Here is a 23,101-nt window from a genome sequence, read left to right on the forward strand (position 1 = left end):
AAAGAAAACCCTCAATAATGTTGAGGGTTTTTTTTGATAAACACTATTTTACAAATATATAGTCAACATGGCGCTTAACATACCAATATTTCCTCGAAATCGTTGGTTACCATTGGCAAGTTTTAATTCGTCTTTTTTATTTAAACTATTCATAATATTAGTAAAACCATATTGATAGTTAACATTTAAACGAAATCTAGTAACTCCTGCTGTAATTCCAGCCATAACATTTCCGCTAATTTGATTAATCTTTGTAATATCTTGTGCCATTAATCCTGGACTATCTTTAAGCAATAACAATTCGTCTGCTTCATCTAGCTTTAATTTACTATTAATCTGAAGTACTGGCCCAATTTCTAACGTTAAATGGTTTTCAATTACCATATAACTTCCCACTAAGTATACTTGTACTGCAGAAAGTTTGTATTCGATATCTTTACCAGTTACAGATTGTAATGAAAAATTACTATCGGTAAAGTTCATACCATAAACCATTTGCCAATTGTTATAGTAATTTCCGCGTAACGATAAACCTCCTATCCAACCTTGACCAGGTTTCGCATTAAATTGATCAGATAATAAATCTAAAGATGTAATACCTCCTGAAATTCCAATTCTATTGCTATCACGATAACCGTGTTGAGCGAAAGAAAAAGCACTTAATAAAACGATTAATAAAAGGGTTAATTTCTTCATTACAATAATTTTAGGGTGGCAAATGTAAGGTTATCTACAATAAATATGTAACTTTTTGTAAAAAAAAGCGTATAATCTATATAACCAATCAAATAATATACAACTATGGGGTATTATATCATTTTAGTCATCGGACTATTTATTTTTTTAAGTTCTTTTTTTACTGTTAAACAACAAACATCTGTAATAATAGAACGCTTCGGAAGGTTTAATAGTATACGCAATTCTGGATTACAATTAAAAATTCCAGTAATTGATAGAATTGCAGGTCGTGTTAATTTACGAATTCAACAATTAGATGTTATCATTGAAACTAAAACTAAAGATAACGTATTCGTTAAATTGAAAGTTTCAGTTCAGTTTAAAGTATTACAAGACAAGGTTTACGAAGCTTTTTATAAATTAGAGTATCCACACGATCAAATTACTTCGTACGTATTTGACGTTGTTCGTGCAGAAGTTCCAAAACTAAAATTGGACGACGTTTTTGAAAGAAAAGATGATATTGCAGTAGCAGTTAAAAGAGAATTAAATGATGCAATGTCTACTTACGGATACGATATCATAAATACATTAATTACTGATATTGATCCTGATATTCAAGTAAAAAATGCAATGAACCGTATTAATGCTGCTGATAGAGAAAAAACAGCTGCAGAATATGAAGCAGAAGCAGGAAGAATTAGAATTGTTGCAAAAGCAAAAGCAGAAGCAGAAAGCAAAAGATTACAAGGACAAGGTATTGCTGATCAACGTAGAGAAATTGCTCGTGGGCTTGTAGAAAGTGTTGATGTATTAAATAGAGTTGGAATTAATTCTCAAGAAGCATCGGCTTTAATTGTAGTTACACAACACTATGATACATTACAAGCAATTGGTGCTGATACGAATTCGAATTTAATTTTATTACCGAATTCACCTCAAGCTGGAAGTGAAATGTTAAATAACATGGTAGCTAGTTTTACAGCTAGTAACCAAGTAGGTGAAGCGATGAAAAAAGCAAATAGCCAAGCAAGAATTAAATCGAATAAAAAAGATGAATTTGGTGGAACAGCCGATTCTGAAGAATAAAAATTATTAGATGCTGAAGCAAAGTTCAGCATGACAAAATAGTAAATCCATCAATTTAAAATTGGTGGATTTTTTTATTTATATACAAAAACTATAGATTAAAAAAATTAAATAGTTTTTAGTAATTAAATTATGTTTTTTTAAGTAAAACGTAAAATAAACGCTTTAAAGTAACTTTTAAGTCATCATACTTAAAACCATATTAGCTAATTTTAAAAAGGTTTTAAAATAAAAATATGAAAGCCGTTTTTTAAAGTAAAAATTTATAAAAAACATTATTTTAATAATAAATATTTATTATTTACTAAAACAATGATTTATAAAATTAGTATCAAAATAAATAATTATAAAATTTAGATTCTTACAGAATGACAAATTTTATAATTCTCTTTAAATTTTAAAAAAAAAGTATAGTTTGTCATTTTGTAAAAATCTAAACTATACTTTTTAAAGACACTTCGACAAGCTCAGTGTGACAATTTTATTTTATAATAATTACTTTTCGCTAACCTTTGCCCAAGTATCTCTTAAACCAACCGTTTTATTGAAAACTAATTTTTCAGCAGTTGAATCTCTATCTACACAAAAATATCCTAAACGTTGAAACTGAAAATGATCTAATTCTTTAGATTCAGTTAAACTAGGTTCAACATAACCCGTAATAATTTCAAGAGAATTAGGATTGATAAACTCTTTAAAATCAACTTCTTTATTTCCATCTGGATTTTCATGTGTAAACAAACGATCATACACACGAACTTCTGCTTCTTTTGCATGTGGAATAGAAACCCAATGAATTGTTCCTTTAACTTTACGCTTACTAGCTTCAGTACCACTTCCAGATTTAGAATCTACATCATATGAACAATGAATTTCGGTAATATTTCCGTTTTCATCTTTTACAACTGATTCACCTTTAATGATATACGCGTTTTTCAAACGAACTTCTGTGCCTAGTGTTAATCGGAAGAATTTCTTGTGTGCTTCTTCTTGAAAATCTTCTCTTTCAATATATAATTCCTTAGAAAAAGGAACTTGACGATATGTCATTACTTCTTCTTCTGGATTATTTTCGGCTTCTAACCATTCTTCTTTCCCTTCAGGATAATTAGTAATTACTAATTTAACCGGATTTAGAACTGCCATTACACGAGGTGCAATTTTGTTCAAATCTTCACGTACACAGAATTCTAAAAGCGAAACATCGATTAAGTTTGAGCGTTTTGCAATACCAATAGTTTTAGCAAAATTACGTATGGAAGCGGGTGTATAACCTCTTCTTCTCATACCCGAAATTGTACTCATACGAGGATCATCCCAACCTGTAACATGCTTTTCTTCAACTAATTGTAATAATTTACGTTTCGAAACTACAGTATGCGATAAATTTCTACGCGCAAACTCACGTTGTTTTGGTCTTACTTTAGAAGTATCGTAAATATTATCTAAAAACCAATCGTATAATTCTCGATGTGGTAAAAACTCAAGAGTACATAAAGAGTGTGAAACTTGTTCTAAATAATCACTTTCTCCATGTGCCCAATCGTACATTGGATAAATACACCAATCGTTACCTGTTCTATGATGATACGCATGCATAATACGATACATAATAGGATCGCGCATTAACATATTAGTAGAAGCCATATCTATTTTAGCACGTAAAACGTAACTTCCGTTAGGAAATTCTCCGTTTTTCATACGTTCAAATAAATCTAAATTCTCTTCTATAGAACGATTTCTATTTGGGCTATCTGTTCCAGGTTGTGTAGGCGTACCTTTTTGTTTCGCCATTTCTTCTGAAGACTGATTGTCTACATACGCTTTACCTTTCTTAATTAATTCAACTGCCCAATCGTATAATTGTTGGAAATAATCTGAAGCAAAACATTCAGTATCCCATTGAAAACCTAACCATTCTACATCGCGCTTAATAGCATCAACGTATTCTTGTTCTTCTTTTGATGGGTTTGTATCGTCGAAACGTAAGTTTACAGGTGCATTATAATCTATTCCTAGGCCAAAATTTAAACATATGGCACTCGCATGACCAACATGCAAATATCCATTTGGTTCTGGTGGAAATCGGAAACGTAATTTATCTTTTGACAAACCATTTTTTAAATCTTCTTCAATGATTTGTTCTATAAAATTCAATGATTTTTCTTCAGTAGACATTGTTTTTCTATCTTTTATGCAAAGATAGAAAATGTTTCAAGTTTCAAGTTGTTTAAAAGTTGAAAAAACTGAGTAAATTTGATAATTAAATAATGTGGTTGAAGTCAAAAAGAAAATTAACTTGAAACCTTAAACAAAAAATTATGGGAACTATAAAATTAAATAACATACGCACCTATTCATATCATGGTTGTTTATTAGAAGAAGGAAAAATAGGTAGTGATTACAGTGTTGATTTAGAAATAAAGACGGATTTGCGTAAATCGGCTGAGACAGATGATTTGCATGATACGGTAGATTATGTAGATTTAAATAGAATTGTTGTAGAAGAAATGGCTATAAGAGCCCATTTATTAGAACATGTTGCCCATAGAATTATTACTAGAATTTTTGCGGAATTACCACAAGTTTCAAGGATTAAAGTAGCGGTTGCTAAGTTGAATCCGCCAATTGGTGGCGATGTAGAAAGCGTAACAATTGAAATGGAAGAGTTTAGAAACTAGTTTTTTAATGTTCAGTAATTAGTTGGCAGTTAAAATATTATAATATTATGATTTAAAAAAATATAACGAACTGTTAACTTTTAAACTTTAAACTTTCAAACTTTAAACTTTTTATATACATTTGCAGTCCGTTCAAGTAATGGCGTCGTGGCCGAGCGGCTAGGCAGCGGTCTGCAAAACCGTCTACCCCGGTTCGAATCCGGGCGATGCCTCTTAAACCTTCTAAGAAATTAGGAGGTTTTTTTTATTTAATCAACTAATTTAATTAATAAAGGTTCTATTTTTCTATAATCAACATTTGGAGGTTGCTTAAATTTAATATTATTAATAATTATAAAAGAATTCTTTTTAGCTTTCAATATTAAATCTAAAGCTTCTTTATTAATTTTATTTCCTTCTATATAAATTACTTTTTTCTTATAACTTACACTAAAAGAGGTAATTTCTCTTGCATTATATTCAAGGTAAAAATCAGGAATTTTTAATCTAATTGTAGCATCTTTAAAATTATCTTTAAATAAAACCAAAATTCCATTTGTTGAGTATTCATCATTAATTGTGGCAATGGGAAAAGGAATTCCTTTAATCCTAAACTCATGTTCTTCAAAAACTACAGTATCATCAATTTTAGTAATTTCTACATATACTTTTGTAGTTAAACCAGTGCCTGGAGATAAAAAATAATTTCCGTTTTCATCTTTACTAACTCCTTTTCCATAAACTTTATACGATTTTGCATCGTTTACCGCTAAAGAAATAGGATTAGCTATTCCACGATACACCACATTCATTTTATCTAAAGCAATTACACTTTTTGTTGCCGGAATGGTATCTTGAGCGTAAATAGAAAATGAAAATAAAAGGAATATGATGTATTTCATTTTAATATAGATTATGAGACATCTCCTCTCGAGATGACATGCTCGATGTGAAAAAATTTATTACTGATTGATTTCAGTATCAATTCTATTGGTTAAGTTGTTTTTCATTTTTGGAAAGAATCCTTGTAACATAAAAAACAATCCAAAAATTAAGATAATAATACTAATAACTCGTTTTATCTTATAAATATTTTCAGCAGTTAAACGATTTTTTAATTGTTTGGCTAAAAGAATTTTAGCAACATCAAACAACAAGTAAAAAATTAAAATTGCAGTAAAAAATATTGAAATACGTTGGGTATTCATATTCATTTGTGGTCCGTGAGTAATGATAATCATCATCCAAAAACCAAGAACACCAATATTGATAAAATTGAGTAAGAAACCTTTGAAAAATAATCCGAGGTAATTGTTCTTTTGAATATTATCTTCATCTTTAACTTCTTCTTGTTTCTTTTTAAAATTGCGTTTAAGTAAAATGAAAGAAATTAAACCATAAGCTAACATAATTAAACCGCCAATAATAAAAAGTGTAGGATTATCTTTTAATTGTTCTAAGAGCTTATTTGTACTTAAATATGCAATCAATATAAAAATAACATCTCCAAAAACTATTCCTAAATCAAAAGTAAAAGCAGCACGAAATCCTTTTGTAATACTAGTTTCTAATAAAACAAAAAAACCTGGGCCTATTGAAAAAGCCAATAGTAGTCCCCAGGGAATTGCCGTTAAAATATCTTCGAAATGCAATATTTAGTGAATAGCTGTTTGTAACTAGTAATTAGTACAAATTAATTTTCTTTACAAATTTAAAAAAAACTAACCACTAATTACTTTTCACTAATTACTTATTTTGCTTGTTCTATTGTTCCACCAGCAACAATTTTCTCATTTATTTGTTTTGGATTTCCATAAATAAGAATATTTCCACCTGCGCGAACTTTAGCATCTACAAAATCTAACGCTTTTATTTCAGCTTCTCCACCCGCATTTGCAGTAATTGTAGTATTAAGTGTAGTTAAATCTTTTGCTTCATATTTAGCACCTGAATTTACTAAAATATCAGTTATTCTGGCTGTTCCACTAATTTCTAAGATACTACCATTTCCTAAACGTACATTTAGATCAGAAAATTCAACTTCTTTTAATACAATTTGAGCACCTTCTTTGATAATGATTTCAAATCCGTGACTTATAATTGATTCATTAGATGCAATACGAGAACCTTCATTTGCTTCCACTGCTTCTAAATTTGTATAATACAAAGTAGCAGAAATATTATCGCCTTGTAAAAGTTTAGTAAAAGGCATTCTAATTTTTAATTCGCCATTTTTATTTACTACTTCTACATCTTTAGCACCAGAACCATTAATAATGATTTTATTTTCTGTGCCTTTAATCAATTGTAAATCAATTTGATCAAATGTGGTAACTTTTATAAAATCTCCCAATCTTTTTTCAACTTGAGAAAAAGCAACTGAGCTAACTAATAATAATGTTAAAACTATTTTTTTCATGTTGTGTATGTTTTAAATAACAGAATGTTAAATATTTATTCTTTTTTGCGAATGTACCAAAAATCTAGTTGTTTTTTAACTAAATCGGCATTTTTAACTTTAACGTATACTTCGTCTCCTAATTGTATAATATTCTTTGAAACTTCACCTACTAATGCATATTGTGTTTCATCAAAAACATAATAATCGTCTTTAATTTCACGAATACGGCACATTCCTTCACATTTATTTTCAATAATTTCAACATAAATCCCCCATTCGGTAACACCTGAAATTACACCTAAAAATTCTTGATCTTTATGATCTTGCATGTATTTCACTTGCATGTATTTCACAGAATCTCTTTCGGCATTAGCTGCTAAATTTTCCATTTGTGAAGAATGCTTACATTTTTCTTCGTAATCTTCTTCGCTTACACTTTTTCCACCATCTAAATAATGCTGTAACAAACGATGTGCCATAACATCGGGGTAACGACGAATAGGTGACGTAAAGTGACTGTAATAATCAAAAGCTAACCCGTAATGACCAATATTATGAGTTGAATATTCGGCTTTACTCATGGTACGAATAGCTAAAGTATCAACCATGTTTTGTTCTTTTTTACCTACTACATCTTCTAATAACGTATTTAAAGATTTAGAAATAGTTTCTTTTGATTTAAAGTTTAAAGAATAACCAAATTTCTTGATCAAATTTTGTAATCCCATTAACTTATCTTCATTTGGTTCGTCATGAATACGATACACAAATGTTTTCTTTTGTTTACCTATAAATTCCGCAACTTTTCGATTGGCTAAAAGCATGAATTCTTCAATTAGATGATTGGCATCTTTACTTTGTTTAAAGTAAACACCTGTTGGTTCTGCATTTTCATTTAAATGAAATTTAACTTCCACTTTATCGAATGATATAGCGCCATTAGCCATTCTTTTTTGGCGTAAAATTTTAGCTAATTCATCCATTTTAAGTGTAGCCTCGACTATTTCTTGTGGCGCTTGATATTCTTTTCCTGTTAAAGAAACTTCAGCTGGAATTAAACTCGTTTTACTTTCAATTATAGCTTGAGCTTCTTCGTAAGCAAATCGTTGATCGCTATAAATTACCGTTCTACCAAACCAAGAATTTAAAACTTCTGCTTTTTGATTTAATTGGAAAACTGCAGAAAATGTATATTTTTCTTCATGAGGTCGCAATGAACACGCAAAATTTGACAATACTTCTGGAAGCATTGGAACTACTCTATCTACTAAATAAACAGAAGTTGCTCTATTATAAGCTTCATCATCTAAAATTGTTCCTTCTTTTACATAATGGGAAACATCGGCAATGTGAATTCCTATTTCGTAATTTCCATTATCTAAAACTTCAAAAGACAAAGCATCATCAAAATCTTTGGCATCTTTTGGATCTATAGTAAACGTTAAAACATCACGCATATCGCGACGGTTTAAAATTTCTTCTTCAGTTATTGAAGTATCTAATTTTTTAGCATACGTTTCTACTTCAATAGGAAAATCATATGGTAAACCATATTCGGCAAGAATCGCATGAATTTCAGTATTGTGTTCGCCTGGTTTTCCTAAAACTTTAATAACACTACCAAATGGAGAATCGGCTTTTTTAGGCCAATCTTCCATTTTTACTAAAACAACATCGCCGTGTTCTGCATCTCCTATTTTATTTTTTGGAATAAAAATATCGGTATACATTTTAGCATTTGCAGTGGTTACAAATGCAAAATTCTTTTGTACATCGATTACTCCTACAAATTCTTCTTTTTTACGTTCTAAAATTTCTAAAACTTCTGCTTCTGGTCGGCGAGAACTTCTTCTATTATATATATACGCTTTAACTTTGTCGCCGTCTAAAGCATGATTTAAATTTATAAATGGAACAAATACATCTTCTTCTAATTCGTCACAAACAAAATAACCTGTTTTACGTGAAGTCATGTCTATATAACCTTCATAATATTCGGCTTTAGAAACCATTTGGTATTTACCACGATCGGTTTCATGAATTTTATCTTGAGCTTTTAATAGTTTTAAATCGCGAATAATTTCGTTGCGACTTTTAGTATCTGTTAACTCTAATTGAGCTGCAATTTGTTTATAGTTAAACGATTTTGAAGGTTCTTTTGCTAAAATTTTAAAAATTTGATTGGTAAAATCTTTTGCTTTTTTACCAAATTTTTTTGGTTTCTTACTCATTATATCTTTTTCAATTTTTGTTAAAATTACAAATAAGAAAATAGAAATAAGAAAATAGCGATTAGAATTAATAAAAAAGTAACAGTTTAAAAAGAAGAGTTTTCAACATTTATTAAAAACAACAAAAAAAAGATTTTTTAAAAATTTAATTTTTTGGTTATGATTATAGCTTGTTAATATGTAGAATAACTTTTTTTAGAAGTTTTGGAATTTGAAGTTTTACATTTTTATAAAATTCTATTAACAACCTATTTTAAATATAAGAACTTGATTTTAAACTCATTTTTCATCTTTTGAATTTACTTATTAACAACTGTTGAAATCTACTTTACATACTTTTTTGTAGAAAACTTCATTTGTTAAAAACTGTTAATAAGACTGAAATATAGTTTTAAAACTTCACCATAAAAAAGTAAAAATTTTACTTGATTTATCCAATCTAATTTTTGCTTATAAAATTTTAGTTATGATTTTGAAAAACTTCTTCTTTTCTATCTAAATTTATTAACAATTGTTGTTAATTTAAATTTAACTGATTATCAATGATTTATAAAAAAGAATTAACATAATAAAATTTTATCGTTGAATGTTTAAATAAATCGTTGATTTTAAATAAAATAGTTGCTAAAATTTCATTTTATTTCGATATTCTTTAAAATCTTCTTGAAGAATTTTTCCATCTACTTTCCCTTTCATCTTTTTTAAGTGTTCTAAGATTACAAAACTACGTTCGATACGTAATTGAGAACTTTTAATTTTATTTACAATATAAATAAGTGAACGTTGTACACCAGGAGTTAATTTGTCAAATAATGCTTGTCCTTCTGGATCACTGTATAAAACCTCTTCCATTTCTTCTGTTATATCAATTCCGTATTTTGATTGATCTGGTTGTAATTCTACAGAAACTTCATCACCAAAATCTATTTTTAGTTTTTTTACGATGTCTTTATTCAATAAGATATAATTAATATCACCTTTTGGCGACATAGCTCTTGAAATTGTAAGTTCATTATTAAGAGTACATTTTATACGTTTATCAGGTGCTAATTCAAGCATTTTTTCAAAAATATCATTTGGTATTACAAAATGCGGACCGTATCCTAAACTGTTTTCTTCAAATGCTTTTAAAATTCCTTTAAACTTCATACTATTAAACAAATAAGGTTGGTATAATTACCAACCTTAAATTTACACTTTTTAATTTATTAGTTTACAATAATTTGTTTAGTAGCTTTTCCTTTATTTGTAATTACTTCTATAAAATAAGTACCTTTTGCTAAACTCGATATATTGATTTCTTGTTTTTTTTCTGTTTTTATTAATTGACCTAACTGATTATAAATATTTACTTTTTCTAATTCTTTATCAGTTGTTAAACTAATTTTTAATATTTCTGAAACTGGATTTGGATACATATTAATTTTCAATTTTTGATAACTTAAATTTTCAAGATTTAATAAACTATTAAAGTTTAATCTTGTTATCCTATTTTTACCCTCACCATTATATTTAGTAAATCCTCCGCCTATTAATATCTTTACTCCATCTAACAATATAGCATTTATATTATTATTATCAAAAAGCTCATACCCTGTATTGAATGAATTATCAAGTAATCCATTGTTTTCAAGTCTTAAAAAGTTATTAATAGGAATAGAATTATAAGATTCAAATATTCCAGCTATAATTATTTTATTATCTGGCTGAATAGTTATATTATTAATAATAGCAGATCCAGGAAAATAAAATCCTGAACCAATATTAAATGAAGTATCAACAGTTCCGTTACTGTTTATTCTAATTAATTTATTTGAATTATAATTATTAAAATTTGTAAAATAACCACCTAGAATTATTTTTCCATCATTTTGAATAGCAATTTTTGTTACGGTACTATCTGGAAGATATTGAATAACTAATGAATTGTCAACTGTACCATCTTCATTTAATTTAACTAAAGTATTAGTATTAAAACCATTGAAATTAGTAAAATTACCCAAAACAAATATTTTGTTATTTGAGTCAACTTCAAAAGTAGTAATGTAACCATTTACAGAACCAATATTGAATGAATTATCAATTGTTCCATCAGAATTTAATCTAATTAGATTATTAACAGAAATACCATTATAATTTGTAAAACTTCCCGAAACTAAAATTTTCCCATTTGATAATACTTTTACTCTTTTTACAAAATCATTAAAACCTGACCCAATATTAAAAGTGTTATCAATTGTTCCGTCTTGATTAATTCTACATATATAATTTTTTGTAACACCATTGTATTTAGTAAAATTACCTACTATAATTAGCTTTTCATCATTTTGCAAGTCAGCATCAACTATCTGATTATTAGTGCCTAAACCAGAATTATAAGAAAGATCAATTGAACCATCATAATTTATTTTAGCTAGATTTCTATTTGTTTGACCATTATATTTATCAAAACGACCTAAAACATAGTATTTACTATCATTTGTTTTTAATAATTTATATACATAAGCATTACCACTGATACCTGTTCCATTATTGAACGTAGTTATATTTCCATCAACTGTTATATTCATTAACCCAGACCTATATGTTGAATTAAAGTGAGCAAAATATCCACCAACAAAAATTTCATTTGAATTTAGAGGTAGTAAAATCTTAATATGAAAAGGTATACCAATTGTTCCATCAACATCAATATTTCCTAAATTAAAATTGGTATTTAATGAACCATTACTGTTTAATTTTAAAATTAAATTTCTTTCAATACTATTAAAAAAATTAAACTCTCCTCCAACTATTATACTATTGTCTTCTAAAACATTGATTGTATAACAATTTTTATCAAAACCAGTTCCAATGTTAAAATTTGTATCTAAAATACCATTTGAATTCAATCGAACAATTTTATTAGAAATAGATGAATTGTAGTCAGTAAAGTTTCCAACAATTATTATTTCACTATTTTGAATATCTATATCCCAAACAGTTGAATTAAATCCAGATCCAATAGAAAAGGTATTATCAATTGAGCCATCACTATTTAATCGTAAGATTCTATTTTTTGTTAATGAATTAAAAGTTGTAAAACTTCCACCAATTATTATTTTATTATCTGACTGTTCTTTTATCGCTAGAACTGAATTATTAAAACCTGTACCAATAGCAAATGAAGAATCTAGACTTCCGTCAGTATTTAATTTTGCTAATTTATTTCTGCTAACTCCATTAACTGTGCTGAAAGTTCCACCAATTAATATTTTTCCATCACTAAGTATTTTAATTTTGGTAACATAACCATTTAAGTTTGGATTAAAACTAGAATCAATTGAACCATTGCTATTTAATCTTACAATTCCCCATTGATTTTGACCATTAAAATTATTGATTAATCCTCCAACTAGTATTTTTCCATCGTTTTGAATATCTAAAGACATTATTGTTCCATCAGATCCAGTTCCAACATCAAATGTTTCATCAATAGTTCCGTCAATATTATATCTACCAATTCTTCTTGGATTTATAGTGTAATAATCACCACCAACAATTATTTTTCCATCACTTTGCTTACAAGCAGTACGAACGTAATTATCTAATCCGTCTCCGAAATAATTTCCTAAATCCGTGGAGTTAAATGTGTTGTCAATACTACCATCTTGAGAAAAAGTATTTAAAGAAATAAGAAGTACAAATAATAATTTTTTCATAAAAAAGCTTTAATTTTATAACGCAAATATATTAAAAAACAACACTACTTAAACTTATGATTATCTCAATTGGTAACGACCATGCTGGTCCGGAATACAAAAAAGCAATTGTTAAGTATTTAGAACTTAACGAACACACGGTTATTAACCACGGAACTGATACTTTTGAAAGTGTAGATTATCCTGATTTTGGTCATCCAGTAGCTTATGATGTTGAAAGCGGTAAAACTGAATTAGGAATTGTGATTTGTGGTTCAGGAAATGGAATTGCAATGACCGCTAACAAACATCAGGGAGTTCGAGCGGCATTATGTTGGACTAAAGAAATTGCACAATTAGCTCGCGAGCATAACAATGCTAATGTGATTAGTATTCCAGCACGTTTTACTTCTATTGAACAAGCTGTTGAAATGGTACATACTTTTTTAACAACAGAATTTGAAGGCGGTCGTCACGATAGACGTGTTCAAAAAATTGCTTGTAAGTAAATGGGCCAAGACCACGTTCACATACATAAACATCAAGTAGAAGGAAAAAATCTTTATTATTCCATTGTATTGAATGTGGTAATAACTTTAGCTCAAATTGTTGGCGGAATTATATCTAATAGTTTAGCCTTAATTTCAGATGCGTTACATAATTTTTCCGATGTTTTATCGCTTGTTTTCAGTTTAGTTGCCCATAAATTATCAAGAAGAAAAGCTTCATTAGATCAAACATTTGGTTTTAAAAGAGCAGAATTATTAGCTGCATTTGTAAATGCAGCTACTTTAATAATTGTAGCTTGTATTTTGGTTTATGGCGCCATAGAACGATTAATAAATCCGCATCCTATTGAATCTACTTTAGTAATTTGGTTGGCGTTATTAGGAATTGTGGTAAACGGATTATCAGTAATTCTCTTAAAAAAAGATGCCGATCATAATTTGAATATGAAATCAGCGTATTTGCATTTACTAACCGATATGATGGCTTCGGTTGCGGTTTTAGTAGGCGGATTATTAATGAAGTTTTACGGTTGGTTTTGGGTAGATAGCGTCATGACTATTTTAATCGCCATTTATTTAATTGTTGTTGGTTCCGATTTAATTATAAAATCTACCAAAATGTTAATGTTGTTCACGCCAGATAATATTGATATTAAAGCTATTGTTCGTGAAGTGCATAAAATTGAAGGTGTTAATAAATTGCATCACATTCACGTTTGGCATTTAAACGAAGAGGAATTACACTTAGAAGCACATTTAGATTGTTCGGAAGATATTAAAATGAGCGAATTCAACGATTTACTTTTTAAAGTGGAAGAAGTCCTTTTTCATCAATTTGGAATCAATCACATCAACATTCAACCCGAATTTAAAAAAGAAGATCCTAAAGATTATATTGTTCAGGATTAAAAATAATTAAAAGGAATTACTTTAAAATAAAGCGCAATGATTTGCAAAATTAAAATGGCGCCAATTGCAAATTTAAATGAAGTTTTTTGTGTTTTATGACGAAAAACTAGCATTCCTAAAATACCACCAAGAATTCCACCGGCAAAACAAAATCCAAGTAATTTTTGTTCCGAAATTCGCCATTTATTCTGTTGTGCCAACCATTTATCCAACCCAAAAATCAAAAAGGTGATACAATTGATAAAAATAAGATAAATCAATACGGATGACATATTTTAAAATTTAACCAAAGATAGTATTTTAGCCAATAATTTTATTTTGATGACAAACATCCAATTCATACAAACCGCGACCCAACTTCCCGTTAAAGGAATAGAAAATACATTACAATTACTTTCCGAAGATTGTACTATTCCCTTTATTTCACGTTATCGAAAAGATAGAACCGGAAATTTAGATGAAGTTCAAATTGAAGCAATTGCAAAGCTGAGTAAACAATTCGATGAAATTGTAAAAAGAAAAGATTCAATTCTGAAATCTATTGAAGAGCAAAACGCGTTAACAAATGATTTAAAAGCTAAAATTGAAGCGAGTTTCGATTTACAAGAATTGGAAGATTTGTATTTGCCTTATAAAAAGAAGCGCAAAACGAAAGCCGATACCGCTCGTGAAAACGGTTTAGAACCGTTGGCAAAAATCATTATGAGTCAAAAAAATGACGATTTAGAGTATTTAGCTTCAAAATATATAAATGATAAAGTTGCAAATGAAGACGAAGCCTTACAAGGCGCACGAGATATTATTGCCGAATGGATGAATGAAAACATCTTTATTCGTAAAAATATGCGTCGCACGTTTCAACGAAAAGCTTTGGTTGAAACTAAAGTGGTAAAAGCCAAAAAAGACGAAGAAGAAGCACAAAAATTCAAGCAATATTTCGATTGGAGTGAAAGTTTAATGAAAGTGCCTTCACACCGATTATTAGCCATGTTACGTGCCGAAGCCGAAGGTTTTGTAAAGTTTAAAATTTCACTTTCTGATGAGGATAAAGAAGAAACACTTCGTTTTATTGATAAAACAATTATAAAAAACGAAGGAGAAAGTGCGGCTCATATCGAAAAAGCAATTGATGACAGTTACAAACGTTTGTTAGAACCAGCGATTTCAAACGAAGTTTTACAAGAAGCAAAAGAAAAAGCAGACATTAAAGCGATTGACATTTTTTCTGAGAATTTACGCCAATTATTATTAGCACCACCATTAGGTGAAAAGCGAATTCTAGCAATCGACCCAGGGTTTAAGACTGGTTGTAAAGTAGTTTGTTTGGATGAAAAAGGAGATTTATTGTATAACGAAAATATTTACCCTCATGCGCCTCAAAATGATACAGCAATGGCAATGAAAAAAATTCGTTCTATGGTAAATGCCTATAATATTGAAGCTATTTCTATAGGAAATGGAACAGCTAGTCGCGAAACGGAATTTTTCATAAAAAAGATTGCGTTCGATAAGCCAGTTCAAGTTTTTGTAGTTTCCGAAGCGGGTGCATCTGTGTATTCGGCAAGTAAAATTGCAAGAGAAGAATTTCCAAGTTATGATGTTACGGTTCGTGGAGCAGTTTCAATAGGTAGACGATTAAGCGATCCTTTAGCAGAATTGGTGAAAATTGAACCTAAGTCAATTGGAGTAGGACAATACCAACACGATGTGGACCAAACCAAATTAAAAGAAGAACTCGATTCAACGGTAATAAGCTGTGTGAATAAGGTAGGAATTAATTTGAATACGGCCAGTAAATCGTTGTTGAGTTATGTTTCGGGAATTGGTGAAAAAATGGCTGAAAACATTGTGACTTTTCGTTCTGAAAATGGTCCGTTTGAAGATAGAAGCCAATTGAAAAAAGTGCCTCGTTTAGGTGATAAAGCATTCCAACAAGCGGCAGCTTTTATCCGAATAAAAGACGGAAAAAATCCGTTAGATAATTCTGCTGTACATCCTGAATCCTATAAAATGGTTGAAAAAATGGCGAAAGATTTAGGAATTCAGGTTTCTGAACTCATAGGTAACAAAGAACAAATCAATAAAATTCAGGCGGAAAAATACATTACAGAAAATGTGGGTATTTTAGGTATTCAAGATATTATTAAAGAATTAGAAAAACCAGGATTAGATCCAAGGAAAGCCGCTAAAGTTTTTGAATTCGATCCCAATGTACGTTCAATTACGAATCTAAAACCTGGAATGATTTTACCTGGAATTGTGAACAATATTACGGCTTTTGGTTGTTTTGTCGATATCGGAATTAAAGAAAGCGGATTGGTTCACATTTCGCAATTAAAAGAAGGCTTTGTTTCCGATGTGAATGAAGTGGTGAAATTACACCAACATGTTCAAGTAAAAGTGGTTGAGGTTGACGAAGCCAGAAAACGCATTCAACTATCAATGATTATATAATAAAAAAATCCCGAATTAATTCGGGATTTTTTTATTAGAAATAATTTAAATTATTCCTTTGTATCGTCTTCTTTTTTAGAATCTTTAGTTTCTTCATCCTTCATGGCGTTTTTAAATTCTTTAACGCCTCCACCTAAACCTTTCATTAATTCAGGAATTTTTTTACCACCAAATAATAAAAGGACAATGACCACAATTAAAATTACTTGTGGAGCACCAATCATACCTAAAAATATTGCTAATGCATTCATGTTTCAATAATTAATAGCACAAAGATATAAAGATTTTACCAAAGTGTTATTTTTTAACGAATTATTATTAATTCCGTTCCAAATAGAAAAGCGTAATTACTATATTTGTAAGACCCAAAACAATAGAAATGGCTAGAAAAAAGCGAAAAAGAAAACTTTTACTTCAAAAGCTACTCAATAAAAGACGTTTAATAGTTTTAAACGAAGATACTTTCGAAGAAACCTTTTCGTTAAAATTAAACCTAATGAATGTGTTTATTGTGGTTACACTTTCTGCTATTTTTTTAATTGGAATTACCACATATATTATCGCTTTTACACCTTTACGTCAATATATTCCGGGTTATGCTTCAACAAAGTTGAAACAAGATGCTATGAATTTAGCCATTCAATCCGATTCGTTAGAAACAATTGTAAATGAAAATAAAGCCTACATCACTTCGATTAAAAAAGTTTTAACTGGCGATATTGAATATGCAAAGTTTAATAAAGATTCGATTATTGCAGCTGAAAAACAAAATATTAACGAACAAGAATTATTGGCAACACAAGCAGAAAATGAGTTGCTAAATAAAGTAAAACAGGAAGATAAATACAACGTCTTTGAAACTTCTAAACCGAAAGTAAGTTTTGTATTATTTCCACCAGCTGAAGGAAAAATTATTGAAGAATATAATGCTAAGAACAAACATTTAGCGGTAACCATTGCTTTAGCAAATAATACACCTATTAAATCAGTAGCAACAGGAACAATTGTTTTTGCCGAATGGACTCCTTCATCAGGCTATGTTGTGATTATCCGACATCAAGACGCCATTCTATCGGTTTATAAAAACGTTGGAACTTTAACTAAAAAACAAGGCGATGTAGTTAAATCAGGAGAAGTTGTAGGTTTAGCAGGGAATTCGGTTAATCCAGAATCAAGTATAACCTTACATTTTGAACTTTGGAAAGATGGTTATCCCATTGACCCAACACAATTCATCAATTTTGAATAATCTATGTCTATAAAAGCTTTTGCAGCAAAATTATTTGCAAAACATATTTACAATAAAACTCAAAAATGGGCTCAAAATCCAATTGAAACCCAACAAAAAGTTTTTAACGAATTAATTCAAAAAGCAAAAGAAACGCAATTCGGAAAAGATCACAATTTCGATAAAATTAATTCTTTCGAAGAATATCAAAAAAATGTACCTATTCGAGATTATGAACAATTGCGTTCGTATGTAGATGAAGTTGTAAAAGGGAAAGAAAATATCCTTTGGCCGGGAAAACCACTTTATTTTGCAAAAACTTCGGGAACAACTTCTGGAGCGAAATATATTCCACTAACGGCAGCATCGATGCCTTTTCATATTCAAGCGGCTCGAAATGCTATTTTGAGCTACATTCACGAAACTGGAAAAGCCGATTTTGTTGATGGGAAAATGATTTTTTTACAAGGAAGTCCTATTCTTGAAGAAAAAAATGGCGTTAAATTAGGTCGACTTTCAGGAATTGTTGCCCATTATGTGCCGGCTTATTTACAGAAAAATAGAATGCCAAGTTGGGAAACTAATTGTATTGAAGATTGGGAAACCAAAGTTGATGCGATTGTAGAGGAAACAATACAAGAAGATATGGCGGTTATTTCGGGAATTCCTTCTTGGGTACAAATGTATTTTGAAAAACTGAAAGCCAAAGCAAATCAACCTGTTGGAGAAATTTTCAAAAACTTCAATTTGTTTATTTATGGCGGAGTTAATTACGAACCATATCGCGCTAAATTTGAAAATTTAATTGGACGTAAAGTAGATGCAATAGAATTGTTTCCTGCATCTGAAGGATTTTTTGCTTATCAAGATTCTCAAAAAGAAAAAGGAATGTTATTGCTTTTGAATTCGGGAATTTTCTATGAGTTTGTAAAAGCAGATGAGTTTTTCAATGAAAACCCAAAGCGTTATACCATTGGCGAAGTGGAATTAGGAATCAATTACGTTTTAATTATTTCTACAAATGCTGGACTTTGGGCGTATAACATAGGCGATACCATACAATTTACTAGTTTAAAACCGTATAGGGTTATCGTTTCCGGAAGAATCAAACATTATATTTCTGCTTTTGGCGAACATGTTATTGGAAAAGAAGTGGAAGCGGCTTTACAAGAAGCTATGGAAGGAACAAATGTTCGGGTAAATGAATTTACAGTTGCTCCACAAATCAATCCAGAAAGCGGTTTGCCTTATCACGAATGGTTTATAGAATTTGAGAACGAACCTTCAAATTTAGATGAGTTTGCGTTAAAGATTGATAACGCAATGCGTAAACAAAATGTCTATTATGATGATTTAATTTCAGGTAATGTATTACGAAAACTTGTTATTTCTAAAGTAAAAACAAATGGTTTTCAAGAGTACATGAAATCGATAGGAAAATTAGGCGGACAAAATAAGTTGCCTCGTCTTAGTAATGAACGAAAAATTGCTGATTTGCTAAGGATAGAATAAAAACATTACCTTTGCAGGTTAGAAAAAAATATTAAATGAAAGAATTTAAAAACATTTCGCGCTCAAGAGCGCAAGAGTCCTCAGCAGCTATTGAGCGACTGTATGTAACCATGAGACATTTATTTAACAGAGGTTTTTATAAACCAATGGGTGTTTCAGGGGAAACCTTACGTGAAGCTTTATTAGAGCTTCGACCAGAAATTTATGGTTCTATTGCAGAAGAAAAAGTAGAACTAAACGGTTTATTGTATGTGATTGAGCGTCTGCCAATCGGTATTGAAGAATGTCGTTACATTAACTTAACTTCAGATGAAGGTTATGCAAATTCACATTTTAAAGCAATTGTTCCACCCAAAAGAAGAAGAAACTGTTATCGTATTGATGACGAACAAATGAATGTTGAAATCACTCGTGGACGTTCAGACATCTACGATATTTTAACACACTTAACCTTTATTTTTATCGAATCACACAAAATTAAAGACAGAGTATTAATTGATGATGAAGGTAAAGTTTCTCGTGATTGGGAAAAATTAGAAGGTGTTGTTAACCAAACGAAAAAACTAGCTTTAATCGATAGGGAAAAAGCTATTTCTCATGCTTCAAATGTTTTAGGAAGAACGTTTGCAGAAGTACAAGATATTTATGACAAATTTGCTACAACTGAAGCACCAGATCGTTTTTTACATGTTATTTATTGGTTAGGGAAATTAGCTATTGAAGAAGTGGTTGATAACAACAAACGTACAATAACATTCAGTCCAATTTTGAGAGAACGTTTAGGACATCACATTTATGGAGAAATCTGGGCAAATAATATCAAGAAAGTTCTTTTAGAAAATGGCTTAATTGAAAGACCATTACATGTTATTAGTGCTAATATGCATAGTGTGATGAACTCATTATTTGCTGAACCGGTTTTAGGTAAGAAATACAAGGAAAGTTCTGAATTTCAATTATTTGAAGATTTAAGTAAATCGGGAAATGATACTTTACGCAAGAAAGTTGAAGAATATGCGTTTAAACAAGGAATGATATCTTTACCTGATCAATCAGGAACAAATATTGATGTTCAAGTTTTTGATACAGCTAAGATAGATTTAAAGAAAACGGTTTTTGCTAAAGCAAAAGTTCAAAAAGGAAACGAACCGGTAATAATTGTAATGGATTATGCTTTTGGTGAGCAAGCTTTTGAAACGATTGATGAATTATTGAAACCGTATAAATTAGAAAAGAAAAATAAAATCTTTTTAGATGTTGATTCGGTTTCAATTATGGGTAAAGCTGGTATTCTAGAAGGAGGTAAAGGGGATATCATGATTCCATGTGCACATGTAAATGAAGGAACAGCTGATAATTATCCATTTGAGAATGAACTAACAAAAGAAATGTTTGATGGAAATGGAATTCCAGTTTTTGCTGGGCCAATGGTTACGGTTTTGGGAACATCACTTCAAAATAAAGATTTGTTGAAGTTTTTCCACGAATCTACTTGGCAAGCAATTGGATTAGAAATGGAAGGTGCGTATTATCAAAAAGCAATTCAATCGGCTGCAAAAATTAGAAAAAGTATAAATCCAGATGTTAAAGTTCGATACGCATATTATGCTTCGGATAATCCATTAGAAACAGGAAGTACATTAGCTTCAGGTGGATTAGGAACAACTGGTGTAAAGCCAACATACTTAATTACAATTAAAATTCTAGAGCAAATTTTTAATATAAATTAATCTCAAAATGAGTACAAATTCTCAAGACCAAGAAATAGATTTAGGTCAAGTTTTTAAAAAGATTGGAAGTTTTTTTCAAAGCATCGTTGATAGTCTTTTTGATGCTATTCTTTTTGTTAAAAATAATATCATAATCTTATCAATTTTATTTGTGGTTGGTGCTGGATTAGGTTATTATTTTGATAAAACTTCTAAATCCTATACGAATGAAATTATTGTAATCCCTAATTTTGGCAGTATAGATTATTTGTACTCAAAAGTTGCATTATTAGAAGCTAAAAAAAAGGAGAATGATACTGTTTTCTTTTCAAATATAGGTTTTAAAAATGTTAAAGATTTGGGTAAAATTGAAATTGAGCCAATTAATGATATCTTTAAATTTGTTAATCAAAATGGTTCTGGTTTTGAGTTGATTAAATTAATGGCTGAAGATGGTGACTTAGAAAAAATTATGGAAAGTGAAATTACTAGTAAGAATTATCCTTTCCATTTGATTAAATTTTCTACCTCTGAAAAAACAGACCTTAGTAAAACAATTCAGCCTCTGCTTAATTATTTAAATGATTCAGACCATTTCAAAACTATTCAAAAACAATATTTAGAAAATGAAAATATTAAGATGAGAGCTAACGACAGTATTATTAAACAAATTGATAAGTTAGTTGAAGGTTTTTCTAAATCTGTGGTCAGTGCTTCCAGAATAGATAAAATGGTTTATATAAGTGATAATAATCAGTTAAATGAAATTATTAACACTAAAAATGGTTTAATTGCAGAACAAGGAACTTTAAGATTAAACTTAATAAATAATGATAAAATAATTAAAGAAATAAGTACAACTATCAATAGTTTAAATTCAAAAGGTTTAAACGGGAAAAGAAAATTTATTTTACCAATAGTACTTATATTAATTTTTATCGTAATTAAATTTTTTAATAGCTTTTATAAAAAGCAAATAGCCAAAAGAAATTTAGCTTAAATGAAAAATATTTTAGTAACAGGTGGGGCCGGCTTTATAGGATCTAACTTTGTACCTTACTTTATTGAAAAAAATGAGAATTATCATTTAGTTAATCTAGACGCTTTAACTTATGCTGGAAATTTAGAAAACGTTAAAGAAGTTGAAAGTCATTTACGTTATACTTTTGTAAAAGGAGATATTGTTGATGGTGATTTTATTAGAGCTTTATTTGATCAATACCAGTTTCATGACGTGATTCACTTTGCCGCTGAAAGCCATGTAGATAATTCTATTTCAGGACCAGAAGCATTTATCAAAACTAATGTTTTAGGCACATTCAATTTATTAGAGGCCGCTCGAAAATTATGGATGAACGGGCCTAATGATTATAAATCGGAATTTCAAAACGCTCGTTTTCATCATGTTTCAACGGATGAGGTTTACGGGACATTAGGCGAAACAGGTTTGTTTGAAGAGACAACACCTTATGCTCCAAATAGTCCTTATTCTGCATCAAAAGCTGGTTCCGACATGATTGTTCGTAGTTATTTTCATACCTATGGAATGAATGTTGTTACCACAAACTGTTCTAACAATTACGGACCAAAACAGCATAATGAAAAGTTGATTCCAACAATTATCAGAAAAGCTTTAACAGGTGAAAACATTCCAATTTACGGTGATGGTAAAAACGTTCGTGATTGGTTATATGTTCTAGATCATTGCAAAGGAATTGAATTAGCTTTCAAAACTGGAAAATCGGGCGAAACTTATAATATTGGCGGAAGAAACGAAAGAAATAATCTATATATTGTAGATAAAGTTTGTGCTATTTTAGACGAAATAAAACCCAAACAAACGGGTAGCTATAAAGACCAAATAACCTTTGTTAAAGATCGTCCAGGACACGATTTGCGATATGCTATTGATGCTACTAAAATTGAAAATGAATTGGGCTGGAAAGCTGACGAAAACTTTGAAACAGGAATTGTAAAAACGATTGAATGGTATATAAATAAGTTCTAAAGTAAAGTACTATTTGTTAAATCAAACTTTTGA

The 23,101-nt window shown here is 29.7% G+C and carries 20 protein-coding genes and 1 tRNA gene; 11 read left to right on the forward strand and 10 right to left on the reverse strand.

What is annotated here, in order from left to right; translation table 11 throughout:
- Window positions 1–48 precede the first annotated feature (48 nt).
- Window positions 49–696, reverse strand: coding sequence for a PorT family protein (locus tag KK2020170_RS03410; RefSeq protein ID WP_221259406.1), 648 nt, complete (start codon window positions 694–696; stop codon window positions 49–51).
- 105 nt (window positions 697–801) lie between these two features.
- Between KK2020170_RS03410 and KK2020170_RS03415 the strand changes: the two genes are divergently transcribed.
- Window positions 802–1,767 carry an SPFH domain-containing protein gene (locus KK2020170_RS03415; protein ID WP_221259407.1) on the forward strand — a complete coding sequence of 322 codons (966 nt, stop codon included), beginning with the start codon at window positions 802–804 and terminating at the stop codon, window positions 1,765–1,767.
- Window positions 1,768–2,262: 495 nt separating this feature from the next.
- Here the strand turns inward: KK2020170_RS03415 and KK2020170_RS03420 are convergent, their stop codons facing one another.
- Window positions 2,263–3,945 carry a glutamine--tRNA ligase/YqeY domain fusion protein gene (locus tag KK2020170_RS03420; RefSeq protein ID WP_221259408.1) on the reverse strand — a complete coding sequence of 561 codons (1,683 nt, stop codon included), beginning with the start codon at window positions 3,943–3,945 and terminating at the stop codon, window positions 2,263–2,265.
- Window positions 3,946–4,088: 143 nt separating this feature from the next.
- Between KK2020170_RS03420 and folB the strand changes: the two genes are divergently transcribed.
- On the forward strand, window positions 4,089–4,448 hold the full coding sequence (gene folB, locus KK2020170_RS03425) for a dihydroneopterin aldolase (RefSeq protein ID WP_221259409.1): 360 nt from the start codon (window positions 4,089–4,091) through the stop codon (window positions 4,446–4,448).
- Between the two features lie 141 nt (window positions 4,449–4,589).
- A tRNA-Cys gene (locus KK2020170_RS03430) sits at window positions 4,590–4,660 on the forward strand.
- Window positions 4,661–4,696: 36 nt separating this feature from the next.
- Here the strand turns inward: KK2020170_RS03430 and KK2020170_RS03435 are convergent.
- The 6 genes from KK2020170_RS03435 to KK2020170_RS03460 all read right to left on the reverse strand — a co-directional run bounded on the left by KK2020170_RS03435 (window position 4,697) and on the right by KK2020170_RS03460 (window position 12,760).
- The gene (locus KK2020170_RS03435) at window positions 4,697–5,329 is read right to left on the reverse strand and encodes a GldM family protein (RefSeq protein ID WP_221259410.1); all 633 of its coding nucleotides are present in this window, start codon (window positions 5,327–5,329) and stop codon (window positions 4,697–4,699) included.
- Between the two features lie 60 nt (window positions 5,330–5,389).
- Window positions 5,390–6,079 (reverse strand): LysE family translocator, encoded by a 690-nt coding sequence (locus KK2020170_RS03440; protein ID WP_221259411.1) that lies wholly within the window; start codon window positions 6,077–6,079, stop codon window positions 5,390–5,392.
- Between the two features lie 98 nt (window positions 6,080–6,177).
- Window positions 6,178–6,846, reverse strand: coding sequence for a head GIN domain-containing protein (locus KK2020170_RS03445; RefSeq protein WP_221259412.1), 669 nt, complete (start codon window positions 6,844–6,846; stop codon window positions 6,178–6,180).
- A 35-nt stretch (window positions 6,847–6,881) separates the two neighbouring features.
- Window positions 6,882–9,059, reverse strand: a complete 2,178-nt coding sequence (gene rnr, locus KK2020170_RS03450; RefSeq protein WP_221259413.1) for a ribonuclease R — start codon at window positions 9,057–9,059, stop codon at window positions 6,882–6,884.
- A 624-nt stretch (window positions 9,060–9,683) separates the two neighbouring features.
- Window positions 9,684–10,208 carry a YdeI/OmpD-associated family protein gene (locus KK2020170_RS03455; RefSeq protein ID WP_221259414.1) on the reverse strand — a complete coding sequence of 175 codons (525 nt, stop codon included), beginning with the start codon at window positions 10,206–10,208 and terminating at the stop codon, window positions 9,684–9,686.
- A gap of 59 nt (window positions 10,209–10,267) precedes the next feature.
- Complete coding sequence (locus KK2020170_RS03460; RefSeq protein WP_221259415.1) at window positions 10,268–12,760, reverse strand: T9SS type A sorting domain-containing protein; 2,493 nt, start codon at window positions 12,758–12,760, stop codon at window positions 10,268–10,270.
- Between the two features lie 56 nt (window positions 12,761–12,816).
- Between KK2020170_RS03460 and rpiB the strand changes: the two genes are divergently transcribed.
- Both rpiB and KK2020170_RS03470 read left to right on the forward strand, forming a co-directional pair.
- A complete protein-coding gene (gene rpiB, locus KK2020170_RS03465; RefSeq protein ID WP_221259416.1) occupies window positions 12,817–13,248 on the forward strand; it encodes a ribose 5-phosphate isomerase B in 432 nt (143 codons plus the stop codon).
- Complete coding sequence (locus tag KK2020170_RS03470; RefSeq protein ID WP_221259417.1) at window positions 13,249–14,157, forward strand: cation diffusion facilitator family transporter; 909 nt, start codon at window positions 13,249–13,251, stop codon at window positions 14,155–14,157. It begins immediately after the preceding gene.
- On the opposite strand, the gene KK2020170_RS03475 is transcribed toward KK2020170_RS03470, so the two are convergent.
- Window positions 14,154–14,429 carry a DUF1294 domain-containing protein gene (locus KK2020170_RS03475; protein ID WP_221259418.1) on the reverse strand — a complete coding sequence of 92 codons (276 nt, stop codon included), beginning with the start codon at window positions 14,427–14,429 and terminating at the stop codon, window positions 14,154–14,156. The two genes, KK2020170_RS03470 and KK2020170_RS03475, sit on opposite strands and share 4 nt — an antisense overlap.
- Before the next feature lie 49 nt (window positions 14,430–14,478).
- Between KK2020170_RS03475 and KK2020170_RS03480 the strand changes: the two genes are divergently transcribed.
- Entirely contained in the window at window positions 14,479–16,611 is a 2,133-nt protein-coding gene (locus KK2020170_RS03480; RefSeq protein WP_221259419.1) for a Tex family protein, read from the forward strand.
- A 50-nt stretch (window positions 16,612–16,661) separates the two neighbouring features.
- Here the strand turns inward: KK2020170_RS03480 and tatA are convergent, their stop codons facing one another.
- A complete protein-coding gene (gene tatA, locus KK2020170_RS03485) occupies window positions 16,662–16,862 on the reverse strand; it encodes a twin-arginine translocase TatA/TatE family subunit (RefSeq protein ID WP_221259420.1) in 201 nt (66 codons plus the stop codon).
- A 128-nt stretch (window positions 16,863–16,990) separates the two neighbouring features.
- Here tatA and KK2020170_RS03490 point away from each other — a divergent pair, with 128 nt between their 5' ends.
- From KK2020170_RS03490 to rfbB, 5 genes are read left to right on the forward strand one after another with little or no spacing between them, the layout of a single operon-like run.
- Window positions 16,991–17,860 carry a murein hydrolase activator EnvC family protein gene (locus KK2020170_RS03490; protein WP_221259421.1) on the forward strand — a complete coding sequence of 290 codons (870 nt, stop codon included), beginning with the start codon at window positions 16,991–16,993 and terminating at the stop codon, window positions 17,858–17,860.
- 3 nt (window positions 17,861–17,863) lie between these two features.
- Window positions 17,864–19,351, forward strand: a complete 1,488-nt coding sequence (locus KK2020170_RS03495; RefSeq protein ID WP_221259422.1) for a GH3 auxin-responsive promoter family protein — start codon at window positions 17,864–17,866, stop codon at window positions 19,349–19,351.
- A gap of 35 nt (window positions 19,352–19,386) precedes the next feature.
- The gene (locus tag KK2020170_RS03500) at window positions 19,387–21,081 is read left to right on the forward strand and encodes a DUF6909 family protein (RefSeq protein ID WP_221259423.1); all 1,695 of its coding nucleotides are present in this window, start codon (window positions 19,387–19,389) and stop codon (window positions 21,079–21,081) included.
- A 7-nt stretch (window positions 21,082–21,088) separates the two neighbouring features.
- The gene (locus KK2020170_RS03505) at window positions 21,089–22,060 is read left to right on the forward strand and encodes a hypothetical protein (protein WP_221259424.1); all 972 of its coding nucleotides are present in this window, start codon (window positions 21,089–21,091) and stop codon (window positions 22,058–22,060) included.
- A complete protein-coding gene (gene rfbB, locus KK2020170_RS03510; RefSeq protein WP_221259425.1) occupies window positions 22,061–23,068 on the forward strand; it encodes a dTDP-glucose 4,6-dehydratase in 1,008 nt (335 codons plus the stop codon).
- Window positions 23,069–23,101 lie beyond the last annotated feature (33 nt).

The organism is Flavobacterium okayamense (assembly GCF_019702945.1).
In the GTDB taxonomy this organism is placed as follows: domain Bacteria; phylum Bacteroidota; class Bacteroidia; order Flavobacteriales; family Flavobacteriaceae; genus Flavobacterium; species Flavobacterium okayamense.